The following is a 25,928-nucleotide window of genomic DNA, read 5'->3' as shown; positions in this document are numbered from 1 at the left end:
TTTTTTGTTTGAATATTATTGTCCGGGTCCTATAAGTACCGGAGAACCTTGGCCTCCGGGGCCTTCGGTGGACATATGAGCACCGGGGCCTGAACGTGGTGCTTCAGTGGTCGGAGTAACTCCGGGACCGTGTAATACGTCAGAATCCTCAGGTTCTTTTGAAGAGGGGCCTGTTTTTATAGGTGAGGCCGTGGTAGTTTCAGGAATTTTTATTTCTGAAGGCTGCCTCTTAGGTTTTGAACTGTTTGAGTTTGCCTTGGTCGGTGCAACAATTGTATTAGGTGATTGGCCGGATGAATTACTTCCCGGTGTCGCTCCGATAACATCACCGTTCGGTGCTACACCGACAGTTACATTATTTTGTTTCGGATTTACAACCGGATGATTTACACTTGCCCTTGGTGACACGCCGACTCCGGCGTCGTCTCCGTCATTTGCGGTAGGTGCATTAGGGTCAATTATTTGACTTGGTCCGGCATGGATGGTACATGTGGCCGTAGGTACCGCATACTGTGAATCATCGGTATTTGACTGTCCGCTTGGAACTATAAGTGCAACCTTTGTAACTGTATTTGGGCAGTTCGCAGTAGGCAACAGACCGCTTTCACTACATACAGTCACTGTAGTATGGTGATCGCATACATCTGTAGGTACCGTTCCTTTGGCAAAATATTCGGTATATGTAGAATCGCCACGAGGGTCGTGGTCACAAACTCCGGGTATAGGAAGTTTTCCCGACTTTCTGCATACTACTGCGGTTTCAACGGAATCAGGAACGGGGAATCCTATATCCTCGGAACCTTCTGAAACTTTAGTCATTATCTTTCGCCATATATCCTTGTGGAAGCTTGTACCTCCGGTGTCTGAGAGAGTCTGATTTTCATCACATCCTGCCCATACTCCTGCTGTATAATATGGTGTAAATCCTACAAACCATACGTCCACATTCTTAGAAGTTGTACCTGATTTACCTGCTACACTCATATTATCGAGATGAGCTCTGGTAGATGTGGAATTTATATTTATTCCGCTGCTTGCAAACTTTCTGTTGTTTTCTGTAGATGCAGCCATAGCATCTGTAAGAAGGAATGCGGTTGAGTCCTTTATAACTCTGTGAGTCTGTGGAGTAGTATTATCAATCAATGTCTTTCCGTTGTGGTCTACAATCTTTGTAAAGAAGACCGGCTTTGTATACACACCTTGATTTGCTATTGTTGCAAAGGCACCTGTAAGTTCAAGGTTTGTAACACCCTTTGTAAGACCTCCGAGTGCGAGGGATGCATTGTAGTCCTGATCGGTAAGGGTGGTAATACCGAAGTCCTTGGCATACTGTACGCCTACTCTCGGTGTTACAGTTTCCATAAGTGTTTTCAATGCAACTATATTCATAGAATATATGATACCGTCACGAATACTTGACCATCCCATATATCCCTGCTTGTCATACCAGTTTTGGAAAGTTTTTTCTCCTATTGTATATTCGGCATCATAATAGGTTGTAGCCAAAGTATCACCGCTGGTATCAAGTGCAGGTGCAAATGAAGACACAACTTTAAAAGTCGAGCCCGGCTGTCTGGTAGTGTTTGTAGCTCTGTTTAAAGAAAGTGAAGATGTCTTTTCGCCTCTACCTCCGTTTATAGCTTTTACGGCACCGGTTTTTTGATCCATAAGAACAAAGGAAACCTGAGGTTCCAAAACAGTTTTTACACTTTCACCTACGACCGTATCGCCATCTTTAACAACTGTAGCTTTATAGCTTTCAGCATCAGCTTTTGCGGCGTCTTCAGTAGTATAAAGTCCGTTAAAACCGTCATGAAGTACATCTGAATGGTATTTGTTAATATCCTTTTCGGAATAATTATGTGTGTTCTTTTCACTGTCTGTGACTGTAAGTCTGTATTCAAGTGCATACTTTGTATCAGGATAGTTTTCAGGATTGTTGACTTCGCTGTCCACAATCTGCTGAAGTGAAGGATCCTGAGTGGTATATATTGAGAGACCTCCGCTGTACAAAAGATTATGTGCCTGAGTTTCGGTATATCCCAGTTCATTTATAAATGCGGATGTAACCTGTGAAATCAAAGCATCTGTAAAATAGCTGTAGTGATTATTTTTTTCCTTTGCAAGCGTATTTATATTTTGGATTCTTGAATACACATCATCTGCAAGAGCCTCCTCCTGCTGTTCCTTTGTGATATAGCCCTGCTCATACATATATTGAAGTATTATTTTTCTTCTTTCGGAATTTGCCTCCTGACCGGTAATAGGGTTGTACTTGGTAGGCCCCTTTGTTATACCGGCTATTACAGTGGCTTCGGAAAGAGTCAAGTCGGATACTTCCTTTCCGAAGTACCTTCTTGCGGCAACTTTTACTCCCAGTGAGTTGCTTCCAAGGTTGATGGTATTCAGATAATTTGTAAGTATCAACTTTTTATCCATCTGTTTTTCAAGCTTTACGGCAAGATACATTTCCTGGAATTTTCTTTCTACCTTTTCTCCGAAACTTCTTTCTCTACCGCCGTTGAACACATTATTCTTTATAAGCTGCTGTGTTATGGTAGAGCCGCCACCTGATGAACTGTTTCCGGTTATTACACCGCTGACCGCTCTGAGTATAGCTCTGGTATCTATTCCGTTATGCTTCCAAAATCGGGAGTCCTCTATTGCCACGAATGCATCAATAAGAACTTTCGGAAGTTCGTCATAAGTTACCTCTTCACGGTTTGAACCGGCCATTACCAAGGTATCGGTAACCTGACCGGATGCATTGTATACTGTGGTGGCATATCCTAAAGGAACAATACTGTCAACGTCCACATCAGGGGCATTGTCTATAATACCCTTTATCATGCCTACCGCCATGGCACCTCCAAGAACGGTCACTACAAGCAGTGCAAGAAAAAATGTCTTTACAGCCTGAAATATAAATTTGTTTATATATTTCTTTTTTCTTGATCCGGGTGACTTGGAGCTTTTCTCGGGAGTTTTATTTTCATTCTCTTTATTCATCACTTTTTCCTTTTCAAAATAAATTTACATAAATAATCCGGAGCATTTGCCCTTATACCGAATTATACATCATTAATTTAATATAGGCTATCAGCTTTAAATAATCTTTATTTTTTATAAGCTATTATTAATAAAAAAAGGCATCCAAAAGCGGATACCTTTATATATTATTGCTTCGACTTTATCATAGAACGTTTTCTAAGTGTCGGATCGAGGATTTTCTTTCTGATACGAAGATTTTCAGGAGTTACCTCTAAAAGCTCATCGGTATCTATAAATTCAAGTGATTCCTCAAGGCTCATGACTTTCGGTGTAACAAGTCTGAGCGCCTCATCCGCACTGGATGATCTTGTATTTGTAAGTTTCTTTGTCTTACATACATTGATTTCAACATCCTCAGCCTTACCGTTCTTACCGATAACCATACCTGCATATACCTTTTCTCCGGGACCTATAAATAAAGTACCGCGCTCCTGTGCATTGAAAAGGCCGTAGGTAATAGACTCGCCGCTCTCAAAAGCGATAAGAGAACCGGTCTTTCTATAGAACATATCACCCTTATATGGAGCATAACCGTCAAACTCTGTATTGAGAATACCGTTTCCCTTGGTGTCGGTCATAAACTCACCTCTGTAGCCTATAAGACCTCGGGAAGGAATAAGGAATTGGAGTCTTGTATATCCGCCATGTGTCGGACTCATTCCCTGAAGTTCACCCTTTCGTGATGTAAGCTTTTGAATAACGGCACCTGAGAACTCGTCAGGAACATCTACGAATGCAAGCTCCATAGGCTCCTGTTTTTGGTTTCTCTCATCATAGTGATAAATAACTTCGGCCTTACTTACAGCAAACTCAAAACCTTCTCTTCTCATATTTTCTATAAGCACTGAAAGATGAAGCTCACCTCTACCTGATACTTTAAAACAATCAGGAGACTCTGTTTCCTCAACTCTAAGGCTGACATCGGTATTTAACTCTCTAAACAGTCTTTCACGTAAATGTCTTGAAGTAATATACTTTCCTTCTCTACCTGCAAGAGGAGAGTCATTTACCATAAAGTTCATAGAGATTGTAGGCTCTGAAATCTTTTGGAACGGAATCGCCTCAGGATTTTCAATCGATGTCAGAGTATCTCCTATATGAATATCGGGAATACCTGAGATGGCCACTATTGAACCTATTCTTGCTTCATTAACTTCAACTCTGTTTAGACCTTCATATTCATAAAGCTTACCTATTTTTACTTTTTTCATCTTATCAGGGTCGTGGTGGTTTACCAAAGCAACTTCCTGATTTACCTTGATAACACCGTTATCGACTTTACCTACACCGATTCTACCTACATATTCATTGTAGTCGATTGTACTGATAAGTACCTGAGGGTCCGCATCTTCATCACCTGTAGGTGCAGGTATATGCTTGATTATAGTCTCAAATAAAGGCTTCATATCCTCATTGGTATCATTTACATTGTATCTTGCCCAGCCGCCTCTTGCACTGGCAAATAGGAAAGGACAGTCAAGCTGATGCTCATTTGCATCAAGATCAAGTAAAAGTTCCAGAATCTCATCAACAACTTCCTCAGGTCTTGCTTCTTCTCTGTCACATTTATTGATAAGGCAAAGTACTTCAAGGTCAAGCTCAAGAGCTTTTCTTAGAACGAACTTTGTCTGAGGCATAGCGCCTTCATAGGCATCTACTACCAAAACAACACCATTTACCATCTTAAGAACACGCTCTACTTCTCCGCCGAAGTCAGCATGTCCCGGTGTATCTATGATATTTATCTTGGTATCACCATAGTGTACTGCCGTATTTTTTGACAGAATGGTGATTCCTCTTTCTCTCTCTATATCATTTGAGTCCATTACTCTTTCAACCACTTCCTGATTTGCCCTGAAAACACCGCTTTGTTTTAAGAGTTGATCTACCAATGTAGTTTTACCGTGGTCTACATGGGCGATAATGGCAATATTTCTTATATCTTCTCTTTTTGTTATCATATATTCTTCCTCATAAAAATTTACAAATATCTATTATAACATTTTTTTGTTTTTTTTGCTATATCATAGTATAAATTTAGTATAAGGGCTCGCTTTGTTAGTATTTATATATTTTTAATTATAATAATCCTACCTTACCAGTATACCACATAATAGATAAAAATAAAAGAATTGTATTATTTTATTTATATAGTATTATTAAAGTAACCTAATATTTACAGGTACCTGAGTATATTTAAGGATTGAAGTTTATGAAAAATGTTTTTAAAGTTTTAATGTGTTTTTGTTTTGCCATAGGCTTTCTATATTCGGCAGTATTCTTTTATAATGAAATGATGGTGGTGAGCACTACGGCGGTCTTTGGTGTTGTGCTGAATATTGTTTGTGGCATTGCATTTATTGTAGAGGTAGTTTTTGAATTTTCAAAAAGGAGAGATAAAAAAAATGAAGAAGATTAAATTTGTTATGGCGATTGTGTTATCAGCAACTATGTTATTTAATACAGCAGGTTTATCGTATGCATCAGTAGCAGTGGGTGAAATGGATACATATAAAAACAGTGTGAATAGTGTTTTGGATTACAACGAAGTAGATATTATTTACAGTGAGTTGGATAGTGAGTACAACAACTACTACAATAGTGAGGGTGCAGTTATTGCACCTACAGATTTATCAGGATTAACTCGAATAATAACTTTAATTATTGCAGAACATGGAGCTACTTATGGCGCAGGATATGCTATAGGTATATTTTGCAAGAACCATAAAATACCATATAAAGTAGGGCAAGGAGCGTTGTTTGCTGCATGTAGTCCTCTTTTACCAACTATAAGAGCTGCGGTTGCATTGGGATTTGATAATGGGTATCATAGTAGGTAAAAGATTTTTCATAGAATTGGCTTTTAGTATATGATAATGGTAAGTTAAGTATGGATAAGAAGATAAATTCCAATATAATGGTAGTTATATATTTGTTTTTTATAATTGTAGCTTTTGTAACAGTATCTGCACATATCTATTATATGGATATGAATAATATTATGGATGTGTGTTTTGGAGTGATTAGTTTCATTCTTGCAGGTGTTTGTGGAATTGCAGTATTATTTTTGGAAGTGTCAGGAAAAAACAAATGATTTTGAATTTATAAAACGGCTGTTGCTTTAACGATTGGTACCGACCCCTAAAAGTTAGACCAAAATCTAACGATTAGGGGGTCGGTATTTTTTATGGAAAAACATGGTTTTGAATTCAAGAAGAAATTTGTTTTAGAGTATTTGGATATCAAAGGCAGAACGTCATATTTTTCTAAAAAAATATGGACTAGAAAGAAAACATTGAATAAACCTAAGATAGATACTAAAGCTTAGAACTTGATATTGAAAAAATATAAAAAAGGTGCTATATTAACTGTACTATGATAGATAATACAGTTAAAAGGAGAAATCTATGATTGTAATTGACTCAAGAGATAAGAGAGCCATCTACGAACAGGTGGTGGACAGGCTTTCGGATCTTATGCTTATCGGGGCGCTTGAGCCCGGAGATAAGCTTCCGTCTGTACGAAGTCTTGCAGTAGACCTCTCGATAAATCCCAATACTATACAAAAGGCATATATCGAGTTGGAGCGCCAAGGCTATGTATACAGCGTAAAAGGTGTAGGAAGTTTTGTGGCCGATATGGATGTTATAAAGGAAAACAAGAAAAGCATCATATATAAAGAACTTGAAGAACTTGTAGACAAATCAAGAAAGATAATAAGTAAGGAAGAATTTTGTAAAAAAGTGGAAGAGTTTTATCCGGAACATAAAGCGAAGGAGGGAGCATGATAGAAGCAAAGAATTTAAGCAAGAGTTTTGACAATATAAAGGCGCTTGCCAATATCAATGCAAGTATAAGAGACGGAGACGTATTCGGACTTATAGGTACCAACGGTGCGGGAAAGAGTACATTTTTAAAAGTACTTGCCGGAATACTGAAACCTGACAGCGGTGAGATACTTATAGATGATGAAAATGTATTTGAAAATATAACGGCAAAAGAAAAGTTTTTCTATATTTCAGATGACCAGTTTTTCTTTTCAAATACCACACCGAAAGAGATAATAAAGTTTTATACGTCTGTATACAGAAACTTTGATGTTAAGAAATGTCAAGATATTTTAAAGGCTCTTGATCTGGATATCAATAGAAAGGTAAATACTTTTTCAAAGGGTATGAAAAAGCAACTCTGCATTGCAATAGGAGTGGCTGCAAACACCAGATATCTGCTCTGCGACGAGACATTTGACGGACTTGATCCTGTAATGAGACAGGCGGTAAAGAGTCTTTTTGCAAAGGAGATGGATGAGAGAGGACTTACACCTATAATAGCCTCACACAATCTCAGAGAGCTTGAAGATATATGCGATCATGTGGGACTTTTGCATAAGGGTGGAATACTTTTATCAAAGGATGTATCCGATATGAAGTTGAATATCCATAAGGTGCAATGTGTATTTGAAAAAGACTTCGATATGGAAAGACTTAAAGAGCTTGATATTATGCAGATGAAAAACAGCGGCAGAGTGCACACAATCACCATAAAGGGAAGTGAGGAGGATATAAGAGAGAAAATGGAGTCCTTTGCCCCTGTATTCTATGAGATGATGGGACTGAGCCTTGAAGAGATATTTATAAGTGAAACGGAGGTGTATGGATATGACATCAAAAAGCTTATTTTTTAAATTGATGAAAGAGGACTTTAAAACAAGAGTTTGGACTTTGGCAATAAGTATTCTTATATTTTTCTTTTCGCTTATCGTGGCAACCGCTATGATGATAAGTTTTAATATATATAACAACAGCACATACAATTACTCGGATGATTTGGCAATTAACTTTATGTCATATATAGGCATTTCAAATCCTTTTTTTGGAATTATATTTATAGTATTGTCTTTGGTTATGGCTATGTCGGGATTTTCATATCTGTATTCTAAAAAGAAGGTGGATATGTATCACAGTTTGCCGGTGAAAAGAGAGGTGCTTTATTTTATTAAGATAATAAACGGCATATTGATAGTTGTTATACCTTTTATTATATGTGAAATATCTGCAAGCCTTTTGGCGCTTGCAAACACAGGAAAAATAGGTGTAGTTATAGCGGCAATATGGGCTATAGCGGAGTGGACATTATTGTTTATTTTAAGCTACTTTTTGACAGTGTTTTCAATAATGCTTACAGGAAATATGCTTATAGGAATATTGGCCTGTGGATTTTTCAGCTTTTATTTTCCTTTAATTTCATTGGTGCTTAAGGGATATCAAAGTACGTTCTTTGATACTTACTACACATCGGGATTTATTATTGAAAATGTCCTGCCGAATATGTCAAGCTTTATGCTGATGTTTAATATATTTGAACTTAAATGGCTTACAAGAATTATTATAGTAATACTTGCAAGCATAGCATTCCTTTTTATAAATCTTTTCCTATATAAGAAAAGAGCCTCAGAGGCGGCAGGTAAAAGTGTCAGCTTTAATGTGATAAAGCTGCCTATAAAGGCGATGATGGTTATCTTTATGAGTATACTTATGTATCTTTTGGGATATGAAGTAATGAATCACAGCATCGTCTGGGGACTTTTCGGACTTATAGTGAGCGGTGTTATCACTCATTGTGTAATGGAAATAATATACAATCAGGACTTTAAAAAGATTTTTGCAAAAAAGATTGAATTACTTGTGCTTATAATAATTTCAATATTTATAACGGCAGCTTTTCAGTTTGATATATTCGGATATGACAGCTATATTCCGAGTGCTTCACAGATAAAGAGTACAGCAGTGATATCCGATCTTTTGGAAAGCAATTCTGAACAGTATTATAATAAAGTTGAAATTTCGGACGCATATTATGATGAATCATTTGTTGATGTGGATTATGCAAGTGACAGTAAGATAGAAGCCGATCAGATAAAGAAAATGGACATCCAAAATAAAGATGCAGTACTGGAGTTGGCCAGGCAGGGCATAGAAGCCGCAAAATATGATTTGGAACCGCAGGGAGATTTTGATAGAGTTTTGATTTCATATAAGCTTAAAAACGGGAGAACTGTAGGCAGAGTTTATTATTTGGATTTAGATCAAAGTACTTTGGGCCTTTCAAGTGTTTATGCTGATGAAAGCTACAAAAAAAGCAACTATCCTATACTTTCACAAAATCCTGAGAATATAGTAAGTGTGGACTTTAACGGTATAATGGATAATGATACTCATATAGTGTTTCATGACGATGAGATGAAGAAAAAGTTTGTGGAAACCTATAAAAAAGAGCTAATGAATCTTGATTATGAAACAAAATTAAAAAGTTATCCTTTTGCATCCATAAGATTTAATGATGATTTTATGGAAGGTGCTTTAAGAAAGTATGCCGGATTTAATTATACAAGTGACAGTACAAGTGCTACATACTCAAAATGGGAGAATATATATGCAAGTTCACTCGAATCTGTAGGTTTTTATCCGATATATCCGGAGTTTAATGAGACCTTGGATTTATTAAAGGAAATGGGAGTGGAGATCACCTATATATTTCCTGCACAGTATGTGGAAAGTATAGATGTGTCTTATAATGATTGGGAAAATACTACTTTAGATGACAATAACGAAGAAGTTGAGCCTTATTCAAGTGAGACTACACCAAAGACTTTTACAGATAAAAAGGATATAGAAGAGATCTTGGATAAACTGGTTGTTTGTGACAGTCCTTATAAGGAAAATCTGAATGAGGATCGAGATTATACAGTAATTATTCGTTCCGGCAATCCGGAAGATTCGGACTACAGAGGCTACAATTCGTATGGGTTTAAAAAGGGAAATATACCTGAGATTTTAAAGAAATAATAAAATAAAACAACAAAAAATCATAAAAGTGTATAGAAATAGTATAACACTAATGAAATATATGATACAATGTACATATAAGTAAAGAAAGAGTATATTCTTAAAAGTTTAATGAATGCGTTTTCACAGGTGGAATTCTAAAAGTATCTATTTTTAGGGACAAGTTGTGTAATCGTACTGTAGGAAATTTTATATGGATTCGTCAAAATCTAAGCTTATAAAGCTGAATGCATCATGGTCAAGGAAGGGGATATTGACAAGTTTGGAGAATAACCAAGTCTATAACAGCTGGAAAGGATTATTAAATGTATGGATAAAAGGCTTAATATATCAATAAGTATACTATGGGTCATAATCTTTATTTTCTATATAGCTATATTTTTTGTAGATACAACAAATATTAGGGAGAAGATTACCATGCTAGCACTTGGTTTGTATTCTGTTTGCGTAGCGTATGATTCAATAAAATCGATTATTTTAGGGAAAGATTTAAGTAAAAATACATTGATTTTTAGAATGATTATTGGGATTATAAGTATAGTGTTACAAATTATTATACTTATAAAATATGCCGGTTTTATTTAATATAATCTATAATTAATTTAAATAATAAGGGGACTGTCGTTATTGGCAGCCCCTCACCATGTTTTAAGGTTGTTTTCCTATATATGCAAGTATTCCGCCGTCTACATAAAGTATATGTCCGTTTACAAAGTCGGATGCAGAGGATGAGAGGAATACTACAGGGCCTGCAAGGTCAACAGGGGCTCCCCATCTGTTTGCAGGTGTCTTTGCAAGTATGAAAGAATCAAAAGGATGTTTGCTTCCGTCAGGCTGCTTTTCACGAAGAGGTGCAGTCTGTGAGGTGGCAATATATCCCGGACCGATTCCGTTACATTGAATATTGTACTGTCCGTATTCGGAAGCAATATTTTTTGTGAGCATCTTTAAACCGCCCTTTGCAGCAGCATAGGCGCTTACAGTTTCTCTTCCTAGCTCACTCATCATTGAGCAGATATTTATGATCTTGCCGCTTCTTCTCTTTACCATACCCGGTAAAACAGCCTTTGCCATAATAAAAGGTGCTATAAGATCCACATCTATAACCGATTTAAACTCATCCACACTCATATCGGTCATTGGAATTCTTTTTATAATTCCTGCATTGTTTACCAAAATATCTATTTCACCGATATTATTTTCAATATCGGCTACCATCTTTTTTACGTCGTCCTCATTGGTTACATCACATACATAACCTTTTGCATCAATATTTTCTCTTCTATATGCTTCAAGACCTTTTTTTAGCCCGTCCTCTGAACTGCTGTTAAATATTACCTTCGCACCTGCATCGGAAAGTGCCTTTGCCATTGCAAAGCCTATGCCATGAGATGCACCTGTAACAAGCGCTGTTTTACCGTCAAGTCTGAAGCTGTTTAAAACATTTTCCATTATCTCAAATCCTCATTCTTTATAACATCCATATCATCAAATGCCTGATTTTCGCCACCCATTGCCCAGATAAAGGTATAGTTTGATGTACCTGCAGCAGAATGTATACTCCATGAAGGTGAAATAACCGCTTCTTCATTGTGCATTACAATATGTCTTGTTTCATTAGGCTCGCCCATAAGATGGAAGATAACATTGTCCTTTGGAACTTCAAAGTACATATATACTTCCATTCTTCTTTCATGAGTATGTGCAGGCATTGTATTCCATACATTACCTTCATCAAGAACTGTCATACCCATGGAAAGTTGTGCGGTTTGAAGTACATCAGGATGTATAAACTGGTTGATAACTCTCTTATTTGCAGTCTTATTGTCACCCAGAGGTTTCTTTGCCGCATCTTTGATTGATATGAAAGTGGTCTTATATGAAATATGTGCAGGAGCACTTACCATATAAAACTTTGCAGGATTACTTTTGTCCAAACTTCTGAATGTAACATTCTTTGTACCCTTTGTAATGTAGAGGCAATCTTTATAGTCAAGTGTAAAGACTTCATCATCCGCTACTATTTCGCCCTTGCCACCTATATTGAAAATACCGATTTCCCTTCTTTCAAGGAAATACTTTGTGCCGAAGTTTGACCACACATCAATTCCCTTATCTATGGAAACGGTCTCATTTACAGGCATACATCCTAATGTCACCATTCTGTCCACATGTGAATATACGGCAACTACCTCGTCTTCCCTGTAAAGGTCTTGAATAAGAAATTCATCTCTTATCTCATCTGTAGTGTAAAATTTAAAGTCTCTTTGGTTTGCTGAATAACGAATGTCCATAAATCCTCCTTTAATATGCTATAAACATTTCATCAAATTTATTACTGAAAGCTGCATTGATTCTCTCAATGCCGCCGTAAAGATGCTTTTTAACTATTTCCTCTATTTTAGAGGTATCTCTGTTTTTGATTACTTCATACATCTGTCTGTGCTCAATTATTACATGCTCATAATTTTTACATTCCAGCATATCCAGCATGCAAAATCTTGTGTAATTGGATTCGGATTTTCTTATCTGCTCCCACAGATAAGTGTGCCCGGTTTTCTTATACCATAATTCATGCATTGATAAATCTATAGCTTTAAATTTATCCGGTTTAAAGTATTTGGTATTTTTATAGCTTTTAGTCAATTGCGTTACGGTCTTTTCAAGTTTTTTGATATCTCCCTCTGTTGCTATAGCTATATAATCTTTCATAACCATGCATTCAAGGGCAAATCTTTCATATATAATCTGCTTGACAATTTCCATATTGATCATGGATACTCTTGAACCGCTCTTTGGCACTATATCGACAAGTCCTGAGCCTGCAAGCCTTGAGAGCACAGAACGTATCGGTGTTCTTGAAACATTGTATCTGGTGCAAAGACTGTTTTCGCTTATAAGCTGCCCGGGTTTAAGCTTGAGCATCAATATGTCGTTTTCTATTTCCGAATATATATATTGTGCGGTAGAAATATTTACACGCCCCCCTTCATATAGAAATTAATCTTGTATGCAAGTAATATTTTGTGCTATGATTAACTGACTTATAAGACCATAATATAACAGGGATTTTAATAAGTCAATCAAAAACTTGTATCCAAGATTAAAAACAACTTGTATCCAAAAAAGTTAAAATAAAAACTTAAAATGATTTTGATAAGGAGAAATATATGGGCGGACTTTTTAATTATGACAATCCTATATGGAGATTTGTAGGAAGAATATGGGATTTGTTTATCTTGAATTTGCTTTGGGTATTATGTTCAATTCCTATAGTGACATTTGGTGCATCAACTACTGCAATGTATTACTGCACAATGAAGATAGCAAGAGATCGTGACAGCGGAGGAGTGCTGTCGATGTTTTTTCACAGCTTTAAGGACAATCTTTTGCAGTCAACAATTATATGGTTGATAATGGCGTTTGTCGGAGGAATTCTTTTTTTTGATATCAGATTTTTCAGCTTCTATTCACCTATAGAAAATACGGTGTTAAAAATGATTATATTTACTATCACCTGCTTTTTGATTTTGCTTTGGCTGTTTATATTTACATACATATTTCCGATACAGGCAAAATTTATCAATCCGATAAAGCAGACATTTAAACTGGCACTTTTTATGTCTGTAAAGCATCTCATAAGAACAATAATAATACTTGCAGGAAGTGTTTTGATACTTACGGCCGTATATATATTAATCATGAGAATGCCGGGAATTATGTCAATGCTTATTTTTGTTTTGGGTTCGGGAATTTCACTATTCCAGGCAAGCCAGTTTAACATAATATTTGATAAATATATTGATGAGAATAATGAATAAGAAAAAAGATTGTACTTATTTTTAGACACTTTGTTATTTTATTAACCTGTCATAGTGCTTGTATTGTTGCTTTTTTTTTACTATACTATTACATATATGAGCTCTTAGGAGCTTTTTATGTGCAAATAAGCACAGGATAGAAATTTAGCTATATGCTGTAAGAATGGAAAGGGATATATCATATGTCAATGATGGATCAACTGAAAAAAAGAGCAAAAGAGAATAAGAAAACCATAATCTTACCTGAGTCAATGGATAAGAGAATCTATCAGGCTGCAGAGGTAATTCTTAAGGATGGTTTGGCAAACCTGATAATAATAGGTACTCCACAGGAAGTGGAAGAGTATTCTAAGGGTTGTGATATCACAGGAGCTGCAATAATCGATCCAAATACTTATGAGAAAACTAAAGAATATGAGGATCTCTTCGTAGAGCTTCGAAAGTCAAAGGGACTTACTCATGAAGATGCAAGAAAGCAAATGTTAAGCGACTATACTACTTACGGATGTCTTATGCTCAAGGCGGGAGATGCAGACGGACTTGTAAGCGGTGCCTGTCATTCAACAGCTAATACACTAAGACCTGCATTACAGATAATAAAAACTAAGCCGGGTGCAAAGCTGGTTTCAGGATTCTTTGTAATGGAAGTTCCAAACTGCGAATTCGGTGAGAACGGTGTATTTGTATTTGCAGACTGCTCTATAGAGCAAAATCCGGACCCTGAAAAGCTTGCAGCTATTGCACTTTCATCAGCAGAGAGCTTCAAGTTCCTTGTAGGAAAAGAGCCCAGAGTTGCAATGCTTAGCCACTCATCAAAGGGTAGTGCAAAGCATGACGATGTAACAAAGGTTGTTGAAGCTACAAGAATCGCAAAAGAACTTGCGCCTGATCTTTGCCTTGACGGAGAGCTTCAGCTTGATGCCGCTTTGGTTCCTGAAGTAGGAGCGAGCAAGGCACCGGGTTCAAAGGTTGCAGGACATGCAAATGTACTTGTATTCCCTGATCTTGATGCGGCAAATATCGGATATAAGCTTGTTCAAAGACTTGCAAAGGCAAATGCTTACGGACCTATGTGTCAGGGTATCGCAAAGCCTGTAAACGATCTTTCAAGAGGATGTTCTTATGAAGATATAGTAGGTGTAGTGGCAATCACAGCAATTCAGGCTGCCGGTGAAGACAAATAATAAAAAAGAGGTGTAGTTCATTATGAAAAATGTATTGGTTATAAATTGCGGAAGTTCATCATTAAAGTATCAGCTTATTAATATGGAGAACGAAGAGGTATTGGCAAAGGGATTGTTTGAGAGAATTGCAATTCCGGGATCAAAGCTTACACATGAGCCTGAAGGAAGAGAAAAGTTCAAGATTGAAAAGGATGTAAAGAATCATACAGAGGCTATTGCTTTGGTACTTGAAGCTCTTACAGACAAGGACCATGGTGTAATAAAGGATGCAAGCGAGATTTATGCTATCGGACACAGAGTTGTACAGGGTGGAGTAAAATATCCTGAATCTGTAGTTATAACAGATGAGGTTAAGAAGGATATTGAGAAGTATTCAGATCTTGCACCGCTTCACAATCCTGCAAACCTTATGGGTATTGAAGCTGTAGAAAAGGCTATGCCGGGTGTTCCAAATGTAGCGGCATTTGATACATCATTCGGTATGAGCATGCCTGAGAAAGCATATAAGTATGCAATTCCAAACGAGTACTATGAGAACTATCATATCAGAAGATACGGATTCCACGGTACAAGCCATATGTATGTATCACAGGAGGCTATCAAGTTTGCAGGTCTTGACAAAGATACAGCAAGAGTTATCGTATGTCACCTTGGAAACGGTGCTTCAATTTCAGCATCTGTAGGCGGTAAGTGCATAGATTCATCAATGGGTCTTACACCGCTTGAGGGACTTATAATGGGTACAAGATCGGGAGATATCGATCCTGCCATAGTACAGTATATTTGCAATAAAGAGAACAAGAGTGTAGATGAGGTGCTGGATATACTTAACAAGAAATCAGGTGTTCTCGGAATGAGCGGCGGAGTATCATCAGACTTCAGAGATATCGAGAATGCTGAGGCTGACGGAAACAATCTTGCAAAAGTTGCACTTGAGGCATTCAGATACAGAATTATAAAGTATGTAGGTGCTTATGTAGCTGCTATGGGTGGAGTTGATGCTCTTTGCTTTACTGCAGGCGTCGGTGAGAATGATAAGATTACAAGACAGATAGTAGGAAATGCTTTGGGATTCATCGGCGCAAAGGTTGATGAAGAAGCAAACAATGTTCGTGGCAAGAGAACTATGATTTCAACACCGGATTCAAAGGTTAAGATTATGTTGATGCCTACAAATGAGGAGTTGGCTATAGCAAGAGATACTTACAGACTGGCTAAAAAATAATATTGACAAGTAAAACCTTTGCTATTATAATTATTAAAGTTTTGTGACTCGAGATAAGGAGGTGAAAGAATGTCAATTTGTCCAAAGAATAAAACATCTCGTGGTAGAAGAGATAAGAGAAGAGCTAACTGGAAGATGTCAGCTACAAGTCTTGTAAAATGTCCAAAGTGCGGAGAGTTAATGCTTCCTCATAGAGTTTGTAAGGCATGTGGTTCATATAACAAGCGTGAAATAGTAACAGTAGACTAATAGTCAGTATCTATAAGTTTTACTGATTGGAATAACAGGGTTGCCACTTCGTGGTGACCCTGTTATTCTATTCTATATATATATATATGATAAAAGTACATAAAATGGAAAATAATTTAGTAGATGCTTTGATTTTACAATCCTTGTAGCGTTTAGCTGTGCGCAAAAGCGAGACAGGATTCAGCTGCCGAGGACTTGTTTGAGTGCAGTTCGCTGTTTTCCAGGCGAACAAACGAGTTCCGCAGGCTGCGTAAAATCCTGCGAAGCTTTTAAGCATAGCTGCGTTTAGGATTGGAAAATCAAAATTCTACTTATATTAGGGAGTAATTATATGAAGTGGGAGAAGTATACTCTTATTACAAATACCGATGCGGTGGATATTTTGAGCGCATCACTTGGAGATATAGGTGTGGAAGGTATTGAAATAGAAGATAATATACCTTTAACTGCAGAAGAAACAAAGGGAATGTTTATAGATATTTTACCGGAGTTGCCGAAGGATGAGGGAATTGCAAAGGTAAGTTTCTATCTGGATTCTGAGGCAGACAATACAAAGCTTTTGGAAGATATTAAAGCCACATTGGAAGAGCTTAAAGATTTTTGTGATATAGGCGACGGTGTGCTTATAAAGTCGGAGACTGAGGATAAAGACTGGATAAACAGCTGGAAACAGTATTTTAAGCCTTTTTATGTTGGAGATATTCTTATAAAGCCTACCTGGGAAGATATACCTGAGGATGCAAAATATAAGACTCTGATACAGATAGACCCGGGAACGGCATTCGGTACAGGAGCACATGAGACTACAAAGCTGTGTATATTGGCACTTGAAAAGTATCTAAAGACAAAGCCTGAAGCCAAGGTACTTGATGTAGGTACAGGAAGCGGAATCCTTGGAATTGCTGCACTTAAGCTTGGAGCTGAATGTGTATTCGGAACCGATCTTGATGATATGGCTATAGATGCGGTTTTGGAAAATATGATCAGCAATGAAATAGGAATGACTGACTTTGTGGCGGTATGCGGAGATATTATTACAGATGAAAATATAATGGAGCTGGCAGGCTATGAAAAGTTTGATATAGTGACAGCCAATATTCTGGCTCCTGTTATAATAGAGCTGATAAAGACTGTAGCAAAGCATATGAGAAAAGGCGGAATATTTATTACATCGGGAATAATAGATACAAAGGAAGCTGAGGTAGTGCTTGCATTTAAAAAGAGCAAGGATTTTGAAATCCTTGAAATAAATCATCTTGGAGAATGGGTAAGTATAGTAGCAAAAAAGAGGGAATAAATGTATCATTTTTTTGTATCTGAAGAGCAGATAAACGGAGAAAATGCGTATATAGAAGGCGGTGATGTCAATCATATAGTCAATGTCCTGAGAATGAAGCCTGGAGAGGAGCTTCTTATCAGTGTCAAAGGAGATTGGGATTATCTTTGTAAGATAGTTGATATAGAGACTGACAGGGTGAACCTTAAAGTGCTTGAGAGTATGGAACAAAGAGAATTACCTGTAAATATTACCTTGCTTCAGGGAATTCCGAAGTCTGATAAACTTGAGATGATAATACAAAAGGCGGTTGAACTCGGGGTAAGTGAGATAATACCGGTAAAGACAAAAAGGGTTGTTGTAAAGATAGATGAAAAGAAAGCCGATACTAAAGTAAACAGATGGAATGCTATTGCCGAGAGTGCCGCAAAACAGTCAAAAAGAAGTATTATACCGAAAGTATCAGGGCCTATGTCTATAGATAATGCACTTGAAATTGTGAAGGATTTTGGTGTAAAATTAATACCCTATGAGAATGCAGACGGAATAGATAAGACCAGAAAAATACTGGACAGTATGGATAAAACAAAGGATATCGCTGTATTTATCGGGCCTGAGGGAGGGTTTGAAGAGGCTGAAGTTGAGAGAATAAAAAACTCCGGCTTTGAAGTCATTACACTCGGTAAAAGAATATTAAGAACAGAAACAGCCGGACTTGCATTGCTCAGTAATATAATGATCAGATTGGAAGATGAATAGATGGACGTATATTTTGACAATTCAGCCTCTACAAAGGTAAGCGAAAAGGCCATAGAAATAATGCTAAAGACCATGAGGGACGATTATGCCAACACAAGCGGTAAGCATATAAAAAGTGTAGAAGCTGAGAGCTATGTAAAAGATGCGGCGGATATTATAGCAAAGACTTTAAAGGTAAAAAAAGGCGAAATTATCTTTACTTCAGGCGGCACGGAATCCAATAATATGGCGCTTATAGGTGGTGCCATGAGCAGGAAAAGATACGGAAAACATATAATAATATCGGGAATCGAGCATCCTGCGGTATACAGACCTGCTGAATTTTTGACTGAACAGGGATTTGAACTTTCAGTGCTTCCTGTAAACAGTGAAGGACAGGTGGACCTTGAATTATTAAAATCAACACTCAGAGATGACACTGTCTTGGTGTCCGTAATGTATGTAAATAATGAAATAGGAGCCATAGAACCTGTAGAAGAAATTTCGAAGATAATAAAAGCTGAAAATAAGGATATATTATTTCATGTAGATGCCATACAGGCCTACACGAAGCTTAGAATAAATCCGAAATCACAGGGGATTGATATGCTTTCAGCATCAGGCCATAAGTTTCACGGGCCAAAGGGTGTGGGATTTTTATACGTTGACAGCAATGTAAAGATAAATCCTATAATTTTTGGAGGCGGGCATCAAAGAGGCATGAGAAGCGGAACGCTAAACACCACCGGAATTGCCGGAATGGGAGTTGCCGCAAAAGAAGCCTATGACAATTTTGATGAGAGAATAAATAAGATATCGGATTTGAAATACTATCTGATGGATGAACTTGAAAAGACAGAAGGTGCGGTTTTAAATACAGGCAGAGGTGAAAATTTTGCGCCTCAGATTATAAGTGTTTCATTTGAAGATATTCGTGCGGAAGTTTTATTGCACGCTCTGGAAGATAGAGGAATCTGTGTTTCAAGCGGTTCGGCATGTTCGTCAAATCATCCGGGTATATCAGGTACATTAAAGGCTATAGGTGTAAGAGAGGATCTTTTGGACGCTACTATAAGAATCTCTTTATCGGAGCTTAACAATAAGGAAGAGGCTGATTATTTTATAAAGAACTTAAAGGAACTTTTGCCGCTTCTTAGAAAATTTGTGAGGAAATAATGAAGTACAAATCATTTTTAATTAAATACGGTGAGATAGGCGTAAAGGGTAAAAACAGATATATGTTTGAGGATGCTCTTATGAAACAGATAAGAACCGCCTTAAAAGAAGTAGAAGGAAAGTTTAATGTTTCCAAGGAGCTTGGAAGAATCTATGTGGATATGGATGGCGATTATGACTATGAGGAAGCGATTGACAGACTCAGCAAGGTATTCGGAATAGTCGGTATTTGTCCGATGGTCAGAATAGAATCAAAGGATTATGAAAACCTTAAAGTAAAGGTAGTAGAATATGTGGATGCGGTATATCCTTACAAGAACTTTACTTTCAAGGTAGATACAAGAAGAGCCGACAAGAGTTTTCCGGGAACGTCTGAGAGCATTAATGCGGAACTTGGAGAGGTGATTTTAAATGCATTTCCTGAAATGAAGGTAAATGTAAGAAAGCCTGATGTACTTATAAAGGTTGAGATCAGAACATATATCAATATATATTCTGTTGAAATACCGGGACCGGGCGGAATGCCTATAGGTACAAACGGAAGCGCCATGCTTTTACTTTCAGGCGGTATAGATTCACCTGTTGCGGGATATATGATTGCAAAAAGAGGAGTAAGAGTGGAGGCTGTATATTTCCATGCACCGCCTTATACCTCGGAGAGAGCCAAGAGAAAGGTTATAGAGCTTGCGGAGCTGGTTTCAAAATATAGCGGTCCTCTAAATTTACATATAATAAACTTTACAGACATACAGCTTGCAATATATGAGCATTGTCCACATGATGAGCTTACTATCATTATGAGAAGATATATGATGAAGATAGCTGAAAGAATCGCTGTGGAAAACGGCGATCAGGCACTTATTACAGGTGAGAGTATAGGGCAGGTAGCTTCTCAGACAATACAGTCCTTGCTTACTACAGATGCGGCGGCCACTTTACCTGTTTTCAGACCTCTTATAGGCTTTGATAAGCAGGAAATAGTAGAAATCTCAGAAAAAATAGGTACTTATGAGACATCCATACAGCCATATGAAGACTGTTGTACTATATTTGTGGCAAAGCATCCGGTGACCAAGCCTGTTTTGGAAAATATAGAAAGGTCTGAAGAAAAGCTTGAAGGAATCATAGATGAGCTTATGGAAAAGGCCATGGAAACAAAGGAAAGAATCTTGGTGAAAGCCTGAAATAAAAGATTCCGGCAGTTAATCCTGCCGGAATTAAAAAATAAATTATTTGATGATATATGGAGAGAGTGCCTCAAGTATCTGCTCTACATTATCCTCTGCGTGAATGTTAAGATCGATCGGCTTTGACAGATCCAAGCTGAAGATACCCATTATTGATTTTGCATCTATAACATATCTTCCTGAAACCAAGTCAAAGTCTACATCGTACTTAGCTAATTCGTTTACAAATGACTTTACTTTGTCAATAGAATTAAGGGAAATTTGAACTGTTTTCATATAATCCTCCATGAAAAAAATATTGTGATAAATGCAACAGATACTTTCAGGTATTTGCACATTTAAATCTATGTATATCCTATATAAATTTTTAAGTAAAGTCAATGATATTTGATAAGTTAGAAAGGTTTTTTATGAAAACTGTTGCGTTTCATACACTTGGCTGCAAAGTAAATACATATGAGACAGAGGCGATGCAGCAGCTTATGGAGTCTGCAGGCTATAAATGTGTCGAATTCACAAAACGAGCGGATGTTTATATAATAAATACCTGCTCCGTTACAAATATTGCAGACAGAAAATCCAGACAAATGCTTCACAGAGCCAGAAAGATGAATGAGGATGCTATAGTTGTGGCGGCAGGATGCTATGTGGAGTCTGCAAAAGACAAGATAGACGAAGATCTTAGTATTGATATAATAGTAGGAAATAATAATAAGAATGATATTGTAAATATTATAAACGAATATTTACAGGATAAAATAAAGAATAAATTCATCATTGATATAAATAAAGAGACTGAGTATGAGGAATTTAATATAAGCAAAATAAACGATCATACCAGAGCTTTTATAAAAGTTCAGGACGGATGTAATCAGTTTTGTTCATACTGTATTATCCCTTTTACCAGAGGTAGGGTAAGAAGCAGGAAGATGGAAAATATAATTGATGAGGTGAAAAACTTGTCTGCTTCGGGATATAAGGAAATAGTGCTTACAGGTATACATCTGTCGTCCTACGGTGTGGACTTTTTGGATGAGTCCTATAATAAGAGAATGGAAAAACTCACACAGACCGAAGAAAGTGATGAGGAATTCGTTACCAAGAATGAGCTTCTGTGTTTGATAGAAAATATTGCAAATATAGAGGGAATAGAGAGAGTACGAATAGGTTCTTTGGAGCCGAGGATTATACAGGAAAACTTTATTAAAAGTCTCAGCAAAATAGATAAGTTTTGTCCTCATTTTCATTTAAGCTTACAAAGCGGTTGTGATAAGACTCTAAAAAGTATGAACAGAAAGTACACTGCCGATGAGTTTTATGAGGGAGTGAAGCTTATAAGAAAATATTTTGATTCACCTGCTATTACCACAGATATTATTGTGGGATTTCCGGGAGAAACAAAGAAAGATTTTGAAGAGAGCAGAGCTTTTGTAGAAAAGGTGAAATTTTATGAGACACATATCTTCCCTTACTCCATAAGAGAAGGTACAAAGGCGGCAAATATGCCGCAGGTGGACGGAAATGAAAAAGTACAGAGAGCAAATATTTTAAATGAAATCAATCTTAAAAATCAAAAGGAGTTTAGAGCTTCAAGGATCGGAAAAGAAGATGAGCTGCTTTGTGAGGAGATTTTCATAAAAGACGGAATAGAATATTTTACAGGTTATACAAAGGAATATGTGAAGGTTGCCGTTTTAAATAGTGATTTAAAGACTAATGATGTAGTAAGCGGTAGGATAGTTGATTTCCTTACAGACGATATTTTATTGCTTGAGAAATCATAGATATTAATTCTTTATTTTTTAATAAGAAAAAATAATATTGCAATATAAGCTGTAATCGTATAAAATCAATATTATTAGAAAAGGAAGCGTGACGGTATGGATGTTCAAAATACACAATATTTTAGGGCAGTACAAGAAAATAAAATGGATGTGACTGAAGTGTTAAAGCTTGTTTATGAAGCTTTGACAGAAAAAGGATATAATCCGTTGAATCAGATTGTTGGCTATGTGATGTCAGGAGATCCGACATATATCACGAGTCATAACAGTGCAAGAAGTCTTATCATGAAAGTAGAGCGTGATGAGATAGTCGAAGAGTTATTAAAGAGCTATATTGAAAAAAATCTTAGCTGAACTTTTTTGAGATAAAATCTCATCAAGCCGCGTGATGGACCTTCTGGGGCTGGGTCATACAACAAAACATATTTAAAAGTATGAGATAAGATGTATGAAGAAGTTTGCTTTGGCGGTAGACTTCTTTTTATATATTGAAAGTTTAGAGGTAAATTTGAAAGAAAGAATCATGGGACTTGATTATGGTTCAAAGACTATAGGTGTGGCTATAAGTGACGCATTGGGACTTACAGCACAGCCGTTTGAAACCATAGAACGAAATGCGGAAAATAAACTCAGAAGATCTCTGGCAAGAATAGCGGAGATTGTTAAAGAGAAAGATATAAAGAAAATAGTAGTAGGTTTGCCGGTGAATATGGACGGAAGAAGCGGAGAAAGAGTGGCTCTTACTTTGGAATTTGTAGAGAAGTTAAAGTCAAGAGTTGATGTGCCCATTATCATGCAGGATGAAAGACTTACAACAAAAGAAGCGGATGAAATACTTGATGAATCAGGTGTAAAAAAGCAGGATAGAAAACAGTTTATAGATCAGGTGGCGGCAAGTATAATTTTGAAAGAATATATGGAGAAAGAAAATGGACAATAACAGTATACATTTTGTTACGGAAGACGGAGAAAATATCGATTTTACAATTATAGATGAAACCAAGTTAAACGGTGTAAGCTATATACTGGTTACAGACAGTCCGGATGATGAAAGCGGAGACTGCTACATTATGAAAGATATTTCAGAAAAGGACGATGAAGAGGCCAATTATATTTTTGTAGAGGATGATAAGGAACTGGATGCGGTATTTGAAATCTTTCAAAATATGATGGATGATGATGTTGAAATTATAAAATGATTTACCTTTATTCGGTAAACATTATGTGAATATATAAATATAAGTTAGAAAGGAATAAAATTTGAACGAGAATGAGAAGAATCCGTTGCTTAATATGCAAAGAATTATGCAGGAAAGCAAGGAGTTAAGTGAAGCAAGTGCAAATGAGATGGGTGAGAGTTCACCGGAAAAGAAAGTTAAGAAGGAAAGGACTGTAAATGCAAGATTAAAGCATGAACAGGGAACAAAAAAGACTACGGGACAAAAAAAGAGTTCTGAAAAAGATAAAAAGTCTGAAAACGGTTCAAAAGATTCTGAAGAAAATAAACCTGCTGAAAAAAAGCAGACAAAAAAGACTGCAAGTAAAAAAGTAAAGCCTATAGAAAGTGCCAAGGAGGATGTAGTCTTTAATGAGAGTCAGAATCCGGATACAAAGAAAAATAAAGCAAGATATGTAGGACCTGCAGATAAGAATGTACCTTCTTTGGCCGAGCAGGTATCAAGTATTTTGATGGAAAATACAAATAAAAAGAGAAGAGGCAGAGCTGCTAAAAAGTCAAATAAAAAGGTGAAAATCATACCGCTTGGAGGACTTGAACAGATAGGTATGAATATCACTGCTTTTGAATATGATGACAGTATTATGGTAGTGGATTGCGGACTTGCATTCCCAAGTGATGATATGCTTGGAATAGATCTTGTAATTCCGGATATCACATATTTAAAGGACAACTATCTTAAAGTAAAGGGATTTTGCATAACTCACGGTCATGAGGATCATATCGGTGCCCTGCCTTATATATTAAAGCAGCTTAATGTACCGGTATACGGTACAAGGCTGACCTGTGCTTTGATTGAAAAGAAACTTAAAGAGCATCAAATTGATGATACCGCAAAACTTCATATAGTTAAATACGGTGATACTGTAAGTCTTGGTGACTTTAAGGTGGAGTTTGTAAAGACAAATCACTCTATTGCTGATGCGGCATCTCTTGCCATATTTACACCGGCAGGTACAATATTCCACACCGGAGACTTTAAGGTGGACTATACGCCGGTATTCGGAGATCCGGCAGATCTTGGAAGAATGGCTGAAATCGGTAAGGCAGGTTGTCTTGCTATGCTTTCAGATTCTACAAATGCTACAAGACCGGGATTTACCATGTCTGAGAGAACGGTCGGAAAGACTTTTGATTTGATATTTGCCGAGCATAGAGACAGCAGAATAATAGTTGCCACCTTTGCATCAAATGTGGACAGAGTGCAGCAGATAATAAATACGGCATATAAGTATGACAGAAAAGTGGTGGTGGAAGGACGAAGCATGGTAAATGTTATCGGAACCGCCGCCGAACTCGGATATATTGATATTCCTGAAGGAACGCTTATAGATATAGACCATCTGAAGGACTATCCGCTTGAAAAGACTGTAATTATTACTACAGGAAGCCAGGGTGAGTCCATGGCTGCTCTTTCAAGAATGGCTTCATCAATCCACAGAAAAGTGGAGATTGTACCGGAAGATGTTATTATAATGAGTTCAACCCCTATTCCGGGAAATGAAAAGGCCGTATCAAAGGTTATAAATGAGCTTTCAATGAAGGGTGCAGAGGTTATCTTCCAGGATACTCATGTGTCGGGTCACGCATGTCAGGAAGAGATAAAGCTTATGTATTCACTCTTAAAGCCTAAGTTTGCACTGCCTGTGCACGGTGAATACAGACATCTTATGGCAGGAAAAGGACTTGCAGAGGCTGTGGGAATACCAAGCGAGAATGTACTTATCATGTCAAGCGGTGATGTGGTAGAACTTAGTGAGGATTCATGTAAGATAACAGGTCATGTAGAGGCCGGAGGAGTCTTCGTAGACGGACTCGGTGTAGGTGATGTAGGAAATATTGTGCTTCGTGATAGGCAAAGCTTGTCACAAAATGGTATAATAATAGTGGCAATGAGTCTTGAGCATGGAACAAACAGACTTTTATCAGGTCCCGACATAGTTTCAAGGGGCTTTGTATATGTAAGAGAGTCTACAGATTTGATGAACGAGGCAAGCGCAGTTGTCAGAGAGGCTGTGGCAGATTGTCTTCATGCCAGAATCACAGACTGGTCAAAGATAAAGAATGTTGTAAGAGATTCTTTAAGCGAGTTTTTGTGGAAGAGGATGAAGAGAAATCCTGTAATATTGCCAATAATAATGGAGATACATTAATA

At 37.1% G+C, this 25,928-nt stretch carries 26 protein-coding genes; 20 read left to right on the top strand and 6 right to left on the bottom strand.

Translation table 11 applies throughout. The features are described from left to right. Window positions 1-15: 15 nt before the first annotated feature. Entirely contained in the window at window positions 16-3,009 is a 2,994-nt protein-coding gene (locus EHV10_RS07110) for a transglycosylase domain-containing protein (RefSeq protein ID WP_128674046.1), read from the bottom strand. A gap of 167 nt (window positions 3,010-3,176) precedes the next feature. Next, entirely contained in the window at window positions 3,177-5,012 is a 1,836-nt protein-coding gene (gene typA / locus EHV10_RS07105; protein WP_128674045.1) for a translational GTPase TypA, read from the bottom strand. A gap of 251 nt (window positions 5,013-5,263) precedes the next feature. Here typA and EHV10_RS07100 point away from each other — a divergent pair, with 251 nt between their 5' ends. From EHV10_RS07100 to EHV10_RS07075, 7 genes are all read left to right on the top strand, one after another. Beyond that, window positions 5,264-5,470 (top strand): hypothetical protein, encoded by a 207-nt coding sequence (locus tag EHV10_RS07100; protein WP_128674044.1) that lies wholly within the window; start codon window positions 5,264-5,266, stop codon window positions 5,468-5,470. Further along, window positions 5,457-5,891 (top strand): hypothetical protein, encoded by a 435-nt coding sequence (locus EHV10_RS07095; protein ID WP_128674043.1) that lies wholly within the window; start codon window positions 5,457-5,459, stop codon window positions 5,889-5,891. The genes EHV10_RS07100 and EHV10_RS07095 overlap by 14 nt, the downstream gene beginning before the upstream one ends. 50 nt (window positions 5,892-5,941) lie before the next feature. Next, window positions 5,942-6,145 carry a hypothetical protein gene (locus EHV10_RS07090; protein ID WP_128674042.1) on the top strand — a complete coding sequence of 68 codons (204 nt, stop codon included), beginning with the start codon at window positions 5,942-5,944 and terminating at the stop codon, window positions 6,143-6,145. Between the two features lie 93 nt (window positions 6,146-6,238). Beyond that, window positions 6,239-6,379 carry a hypothetical protein gene (locus tag EHV10_RS14625; protein ID WP_167456728.1) on the top strand — a complete coding sequence of 47 codons (141 nt, stop codon included), beginning with the start codon at window positions 6,239-6,241 and terminating at the stop codon, window positions 6,377-6,379. A 79-nt stretch (window positions 6,380-6,458) separates the two neighbouring features. Further along, complete coding sequence (locus EHV10_RS07085) at window positions 6,459-6,839, top strand: GntR family transcriptional regulator (RefSeq protein WP_007593748.1); 381 nt, start codon at window positions 6,459-6,461, stop codon at window positions 6,837-6,839. Then, window positions 6,836-7,735, top strand: a complete 900-nt coding sequence (locus EHV10_RS07080) for an ABC transporter ATP-binding protein (protein ID WP_128674041.1) — start codon at window positions 6,836-6,838, stop codon at window positions 7,733-7,735. Before EHV10_RS07085 ends, EHV10_RS07080 begins: the two co-directional genes overlap by 4 nt. Beyond that, window positions 7,704-9,896, top strand: a complete 2,193-nt coding sequence (locus EHV10_RS07075; RefSeq protein ID WP_330508495.1) for a DUF6449 domain-containing protein — start codon at window positions 7,704-7,706, stop codon at window positions 9,894-9,896. Before EHV10_RS07080 ends, EHV10_RS07075 begins: the two co-directional genes overlap by 32 nt. Window positions 9,897-10,544: 648 nt before the next feature. Here the strand turns inward: EHV10_RS07075 and EHV10_RS07065 are convergent. From EHV10_RS07065 to EHV10_RS07055, 3 genes are read right to left on the bottom strand one after another with little or no spacing between them, the layout of a single operon-like run. Beyond that, window positions 10,545-11,348 (bottom strand): gluconate 5-dehydrogenase, encoded by an 804-nt coding sequence (locus EHV10_RS07065; protein WP_128674039.1) that lies wholly within the window; start codon window positions 11,346-11,348, stop codon window positions 10,545-10,547. Continuing rightward, on the bottom strand, window positions 11,348-12,190 hold the full coding sequence (kduI, locus tag EHV10_RS07060; protein ID WP_128674038.1) for a 5-dehydro-4-deoxy-D-glucuronate isomerase: 843 nt from the start codon (window positions 12,188-12,190) through the stop codon (window positions 11,348-11,350). The genes EHV10_RS07065 and kduI overlap by 1 nt, the downstream gene beginning before the upstream one ends. Window positions 12,191-12,200: 10 nt before the next feature. Further along, window positions 12,201-12,821 (bottom strand): GntR family transcriptional regulator, encoded by a 621-nt coding sequence (locus EHV10_RS07055; RefSeq protein ID WP_243116094.1) that lies wholly within the window; start codon window positions 12,819-12,821, stop codon window positions 12,201-12,203. A 245-nt stretch (window positions 12,822-13,066) separates the two neighbouring features. On the opposite strand from EHV10_RS07055, the gene EHV10_RS07050 reads away from it, so the two are divergent. From EHV10_RS07050 to thiI, 8 genes are all read left to right on the top strand, one after another. Continuing rightward, window positions 13,067-13,717, top strand: coding sequence for a YesL family protein (locus tag EHV10_RS07050; RefSeq protein WP_128674036.1), 651 nt, complete (start codon window positions 13,067-13,069; stop codon window positions 13,715-13,717). Between the two features lie 182 nt (window positions 13,718-13,899). Beyond that, on the top strand, window positions 13,900-14,901 hold the full coding sequence (gene pta, locus EHV10_RS07045) for a phosphate acetyltransferase (protein WP_128674035.1): 1,002 nt from the start codon (window positions 13,900-13,902) through the stop codon (window positions 14,899-14,901). A gap of 22 nt (window positions 14,902-14,923) precedes the next feature. Continuing rightward, on the top strand, window positions 14,924-16,126 hold the full coding sequence (locus tag EHV10_RS07040) for an acetate/propionate family kinase (RefSeq protein WP_128674034.1): 1,203 nt from the start codon (window positions 14,924-14,926) through the stop codon (window positions 16,124-16,126). A gap of 69 nt (window positions 16,127-16,195) precedes the next feature. Next, window positions 16,196-16,375 carry a 50S ribosomal protein L32 gene (rpmF, locus tag EHV10_RS07035; RefSeq protein WP_007593730.1) on the top strand — a complete coding sequence of 60 codons (180 nt, stop codon included), beginning with the start codon at window positions 16,196-16,198 and terminating at the stop codon, window positions 16,373-16,375. Window positions 16,376-16,706: 331 nt separating this feature from the next. Next, window positions 16,707-17,672, top strand: a complete 966-nt coding sequence (prmA, locus tag EHV10_RS07030; protein ID WP_128674033.1) for a 50S ribosomal protein L11 methyltransferase — start codon at window positions 16,707-16,709, stop codon at window positions 17,670-17,672. Then, entirely contained in the window at window positions 17,673-18,410 is a 738-nt protein-coding gene (locus EHV10_RS07025; protein WP_128674032.1) for a 16S rRNA (uracil(1498)-N(3))-methyltransferase, read from the top strand. Then, entirely contained in the window at window positions 18,411-19,565 is a 1,155-nt protein-coding gene (locus EHV10_RS07020) for a cysteine desulfurase family protein (RefSeq protein WP_128674031.1), read from the top strand. Then, window positions 19,565-20,749, top strand: a complete 1,185-nt coding sequence (thiI, locus tag EHV10_RS07015) for a tRNA uracil 4-sulfurtransferase ThiI (RefSeq protein ID WP_128674030.1) — start codon at window positions 19,565-19,567, stop codon at window positions 20,747-20,749. The genes EHV10_RS07020 and thiI overlap by 1 nt, the downstream gene beginning before the upstream one ends. A gap of 45 nt (window positions 20,750-20,794) precedes the next feature. Here the strand turns inward: thiI and EHV10_RS07010 are convergent, their stop codons facing one another. Further along, complete coding sequence (locus EHV10_RS07010; RefSeq protein WP_007593716.1) at window positions 20,795-21,028, bottom strand: HPr family phosphocarrier protein; 234 nt, start codon at window positions 21,026-21,028, stop codon at window positions 20,795-20,797. Window positions 21,029-21,162: 134 nt separating this feature from the next. On the opposite strand from EHV10_RS07010, the gene EHV10_RS07005 reads away from it, so the two are divergent. From EHV10_RS07005 to EHV10_RS06985, 5 genes are all read left to right on the top strand, one after another. Beyond that, window positions 21,163-22,536, top strand: coding sequence for a MiaB/RimO family radical SAM methylthiotransferase (locus EHV10_RS07005; RefSeq protein ID WP_128674029.1), 1,374 nt, complete (start codon window positions 21,163-21,165; stop codon window positions 22,534-22,536). 96 nt (window positions 22,537-22,632) lie between these two features. Next, a complete protein-coding gene (locus tag EHV10_RS07000) occupies window positions 22,633-22,890 on the top strand; it encodes an IreB family regulatory phosphoprotein (RefSeq protein ID WP_128674028.1) in 258 nt (85 codons plus the stop codon). 169 nt (window positions 22,891-23,059) lie between these two features. Continuing rightward, window positions 23,060-23,476, top strand: coding sequence for a Holliday junction resolvase RuvX (ruvX, locus tag EHV10_RS06995; RefSeq protein ID WP_207667144.1), 417 nt, complete (start codon window positions 23,060-23,062; stop codon window positions 23,474-23,476). Beyond that, on the top strand, window positions 23,466-23,735 hold the full coding sequence (locus EHV10_RS06990) for a DUF1292 domain-containing protein (RefSeq protein ID WP_128674026.1): 270 nt from the start codon (window positions 23,466-23,468) through the stop codon (window positions 23,733-23,735). Before ruvX ends, EHV10_RS06990 begins: the two co-directional genes overlap by 11 nt. A gap of 61 nt (window positions 23,736-23,796) precedes the next feature. Then, on the top strand, window positions 23,797-25,926 hold the full coding sequence (locus EHV10_RS06985; RefSeq protein ID WP_279221814.1) for a ribonuclease J: 2,130 nt from the start codon (window positions 23,797-23,799) through the stop codon (window positions 25,924-25,926). Window positions 25,927-25,928: the final 2 nt, after the last annotated feature.

It is taken from the genome of Lachnoanaerobaculum gingivalis, assembly GCF_003862475.1.
Classification (GTDB): domain Bacteria; phylum Bacillota; class Clostridia; order Lachnospirales; family Lachnospiraceae; genus Lachnoanaerobaculum; species Lachnoanaerobaculum gingivalis.
The sequence above is the reverse complement of the archived record's forward strand: the minus strand, read 5'-3'. Positions and strand labels throughout refer to the sequence as shown.

What these genes read in the sequence shown, in the direction of transcription:
- EHV10_RS07110 (WP_128674046.1), bottom strand. Translation starts at nt 3,009, where the DNA reads ATGAATAAAGAGAATGAAAATAAAACTCCCGAGAAAAGCTCCAAGTCA.
- typA (WP_128674045.1), bottom strand. Translation starts at nt 5,012, where the DNA reads ATGATAACAAAAAGAGAAGATATAAGAAATATTGCCATTATCGCCCAT.
- EHV10_RS07100 (WP_128674044.1), top strand. Translation starts at nt 5,264, where the DNA reads ATGAAAAATGTTTTTAAAGTTTTAATGTGTTTTTGTTTTGCCATAGGC.
- EHV10_RS07095 (WP_128674043.1), top strand. Translation starts at nt 5,457, where the DNA reads ATGAAGAAGATTAAATTTGTTATGGCGATTGTGTTATCAGCAACTATG.
- EHV10_RS07090 (WP_128674042.1), top strand. Translation starts at nt 5,942, where the DNA reads ATGGATAAGAAGATAAATTCCAATATAATGGTAGTTATATATTTGTTT.
- EHV10_RS14625 (WP_167456728.1), top strand. Translation starts at nt 6,239, where the DNA reads ATGGAAAAACATGGTTTTGAATTCAAGAAGAAATTTGTTTTAGAGTAT.
- EHV10_RS07085 (WP_007593748.1), top strand. Translation starts at nt 6,459, where the DNA reads ATGATTGTAATTGACTCAAGAGATAAGAGAGCCATCTACGAACAGGTG.
- EHV10_RS07080 (WP_128674041.1), top strand. Translation starts at nt 6,836, where the DNA reads ATGATAGAAGCAAAGAATTTAAGCAAGAGTTTTGACAATATAAAGGCG.
- EHV10_RS07075 (WP_330508495.1), top strand. Translation starts at nt 7,704, where the DNA reads ATGGATATGACATCAAAAAGCTTATTTTTTAAATTGATGAAAGAGGAC.
- EHV10_RS07065 (WP_128674039.1), bottom strand. Translation starts at nt 11,348, where the DNA reads ATGGAAAATGTTTTAAACAGCTTCAGACTTGACGGTAAAACAGCGCTT.
- kduI (WP_128674038.1), bottom strand. Translation starts at nt 12,190, where the DNA reads ATGGACATTCGTTATTCAGCAAACCAAAGAGACTTTAAATTTTACACT.
- EHV10_RS07055 (WP_243116094.1), bottom strand. Translation starts at nt 12,821, where the DNA reads ATGCTCAAGCTTAAACCCGGGCAGCTTATAAGCGAAAACAGTCTTTGC.
- EHV10_RS07050 (WP_128674036.1), top strand. Translation starts at nt 13,067, where the DNA reads ATGGGCGGACTTTTTAATTATGACAATCCTATATGGAGATTTGTAGGA.
- pta (WP_128674035.1), top strand. Translation starts at nt 13,900, where the DNA reads ATGTCAATGATGGATCAACTGAAAAAAAGAGCAAAAGAGAATAAGAAA.
- EHV10_RS07040 (WP_128674034.1), top strand. Translation starts at nt 14,924, where the DNA reads ATGAAAAATGTATTGGTTATAAATTGCGGAAGTTCATCATTAAAGTAT.
- rpmF (WP_007593730.1), top strand. Translation starts at nt 16,196, where the DNA reads ATGTCAATTTGTCCAAAGAATAAAACATCTCGTGGTAGAAGAGATAAG.
- prmA (WP_128674033.1), top strand. Translation starts at nt 16,707, where the DNA reads ATGAAGTGGGAGAAGTATACTCTTATTACAAATACCGATGCGGTGGAT.
- EHV10_RS07025 (WP_128674032.1), top strand. Translation starts at nt 17,673, where the DNA reads ATGTATCATTTTTTTGTATCTGAAGAGCAGATAAACGGAGAAAATGCG.
- EHV10_RS07020 (WP_128674031.1), top strand. Translation starts at nt 18,411, where the DNA reads ATGGACGTATATTTTGACAATTCAGCCTCTACAAAGGTAAGCGAAAAG.
- thiI (WP_128674030.1), top strand. Translation starts at nt 19,565, where the DNA reads ATGAAGTACAAATCATTTTTAATTAAATACGGTGAGATAGGCGTAAAG.
- EHV10_RS07010 (WP_007593716.1), bottom strand. Translation starts at nt 21,028, where the DNA reads ATGAAAACAGTTCAAATTTCCCTTAATTCTATTGACAAAGTAAAGTCA.
- EHV10_RS07005 (WP_128674029.1), top strand. Translation starts at nt 21,163, where the DNA reads ATGAAAACTGTTGCGTTTCATACACTTGGCTGCAAAGTAAATACATAT.
- EHV10_RS07000 (WP_128674028.1), top strand. Translation starts at nt 22,633, where the DNA reads ATGGATGTTCAAAATACACAATATTTTAGGGCAGTACAAGAAAATAAA.
- ruvX (WP_207667144.1), top strand. Translation starts at nt 23,060, where the DNA reads ATGGGACTTGATTATGGTTCAAAGACTATAGGTGTGGCTATAAGTGAC.
- EHV10_RS06990 (WP_128674026.1), top strand. Translation starts at nt 23,466, where the DNA reads ATGGACAATAACAGTATACATTTTGTTACGGAAGACGGAGAAAATATC.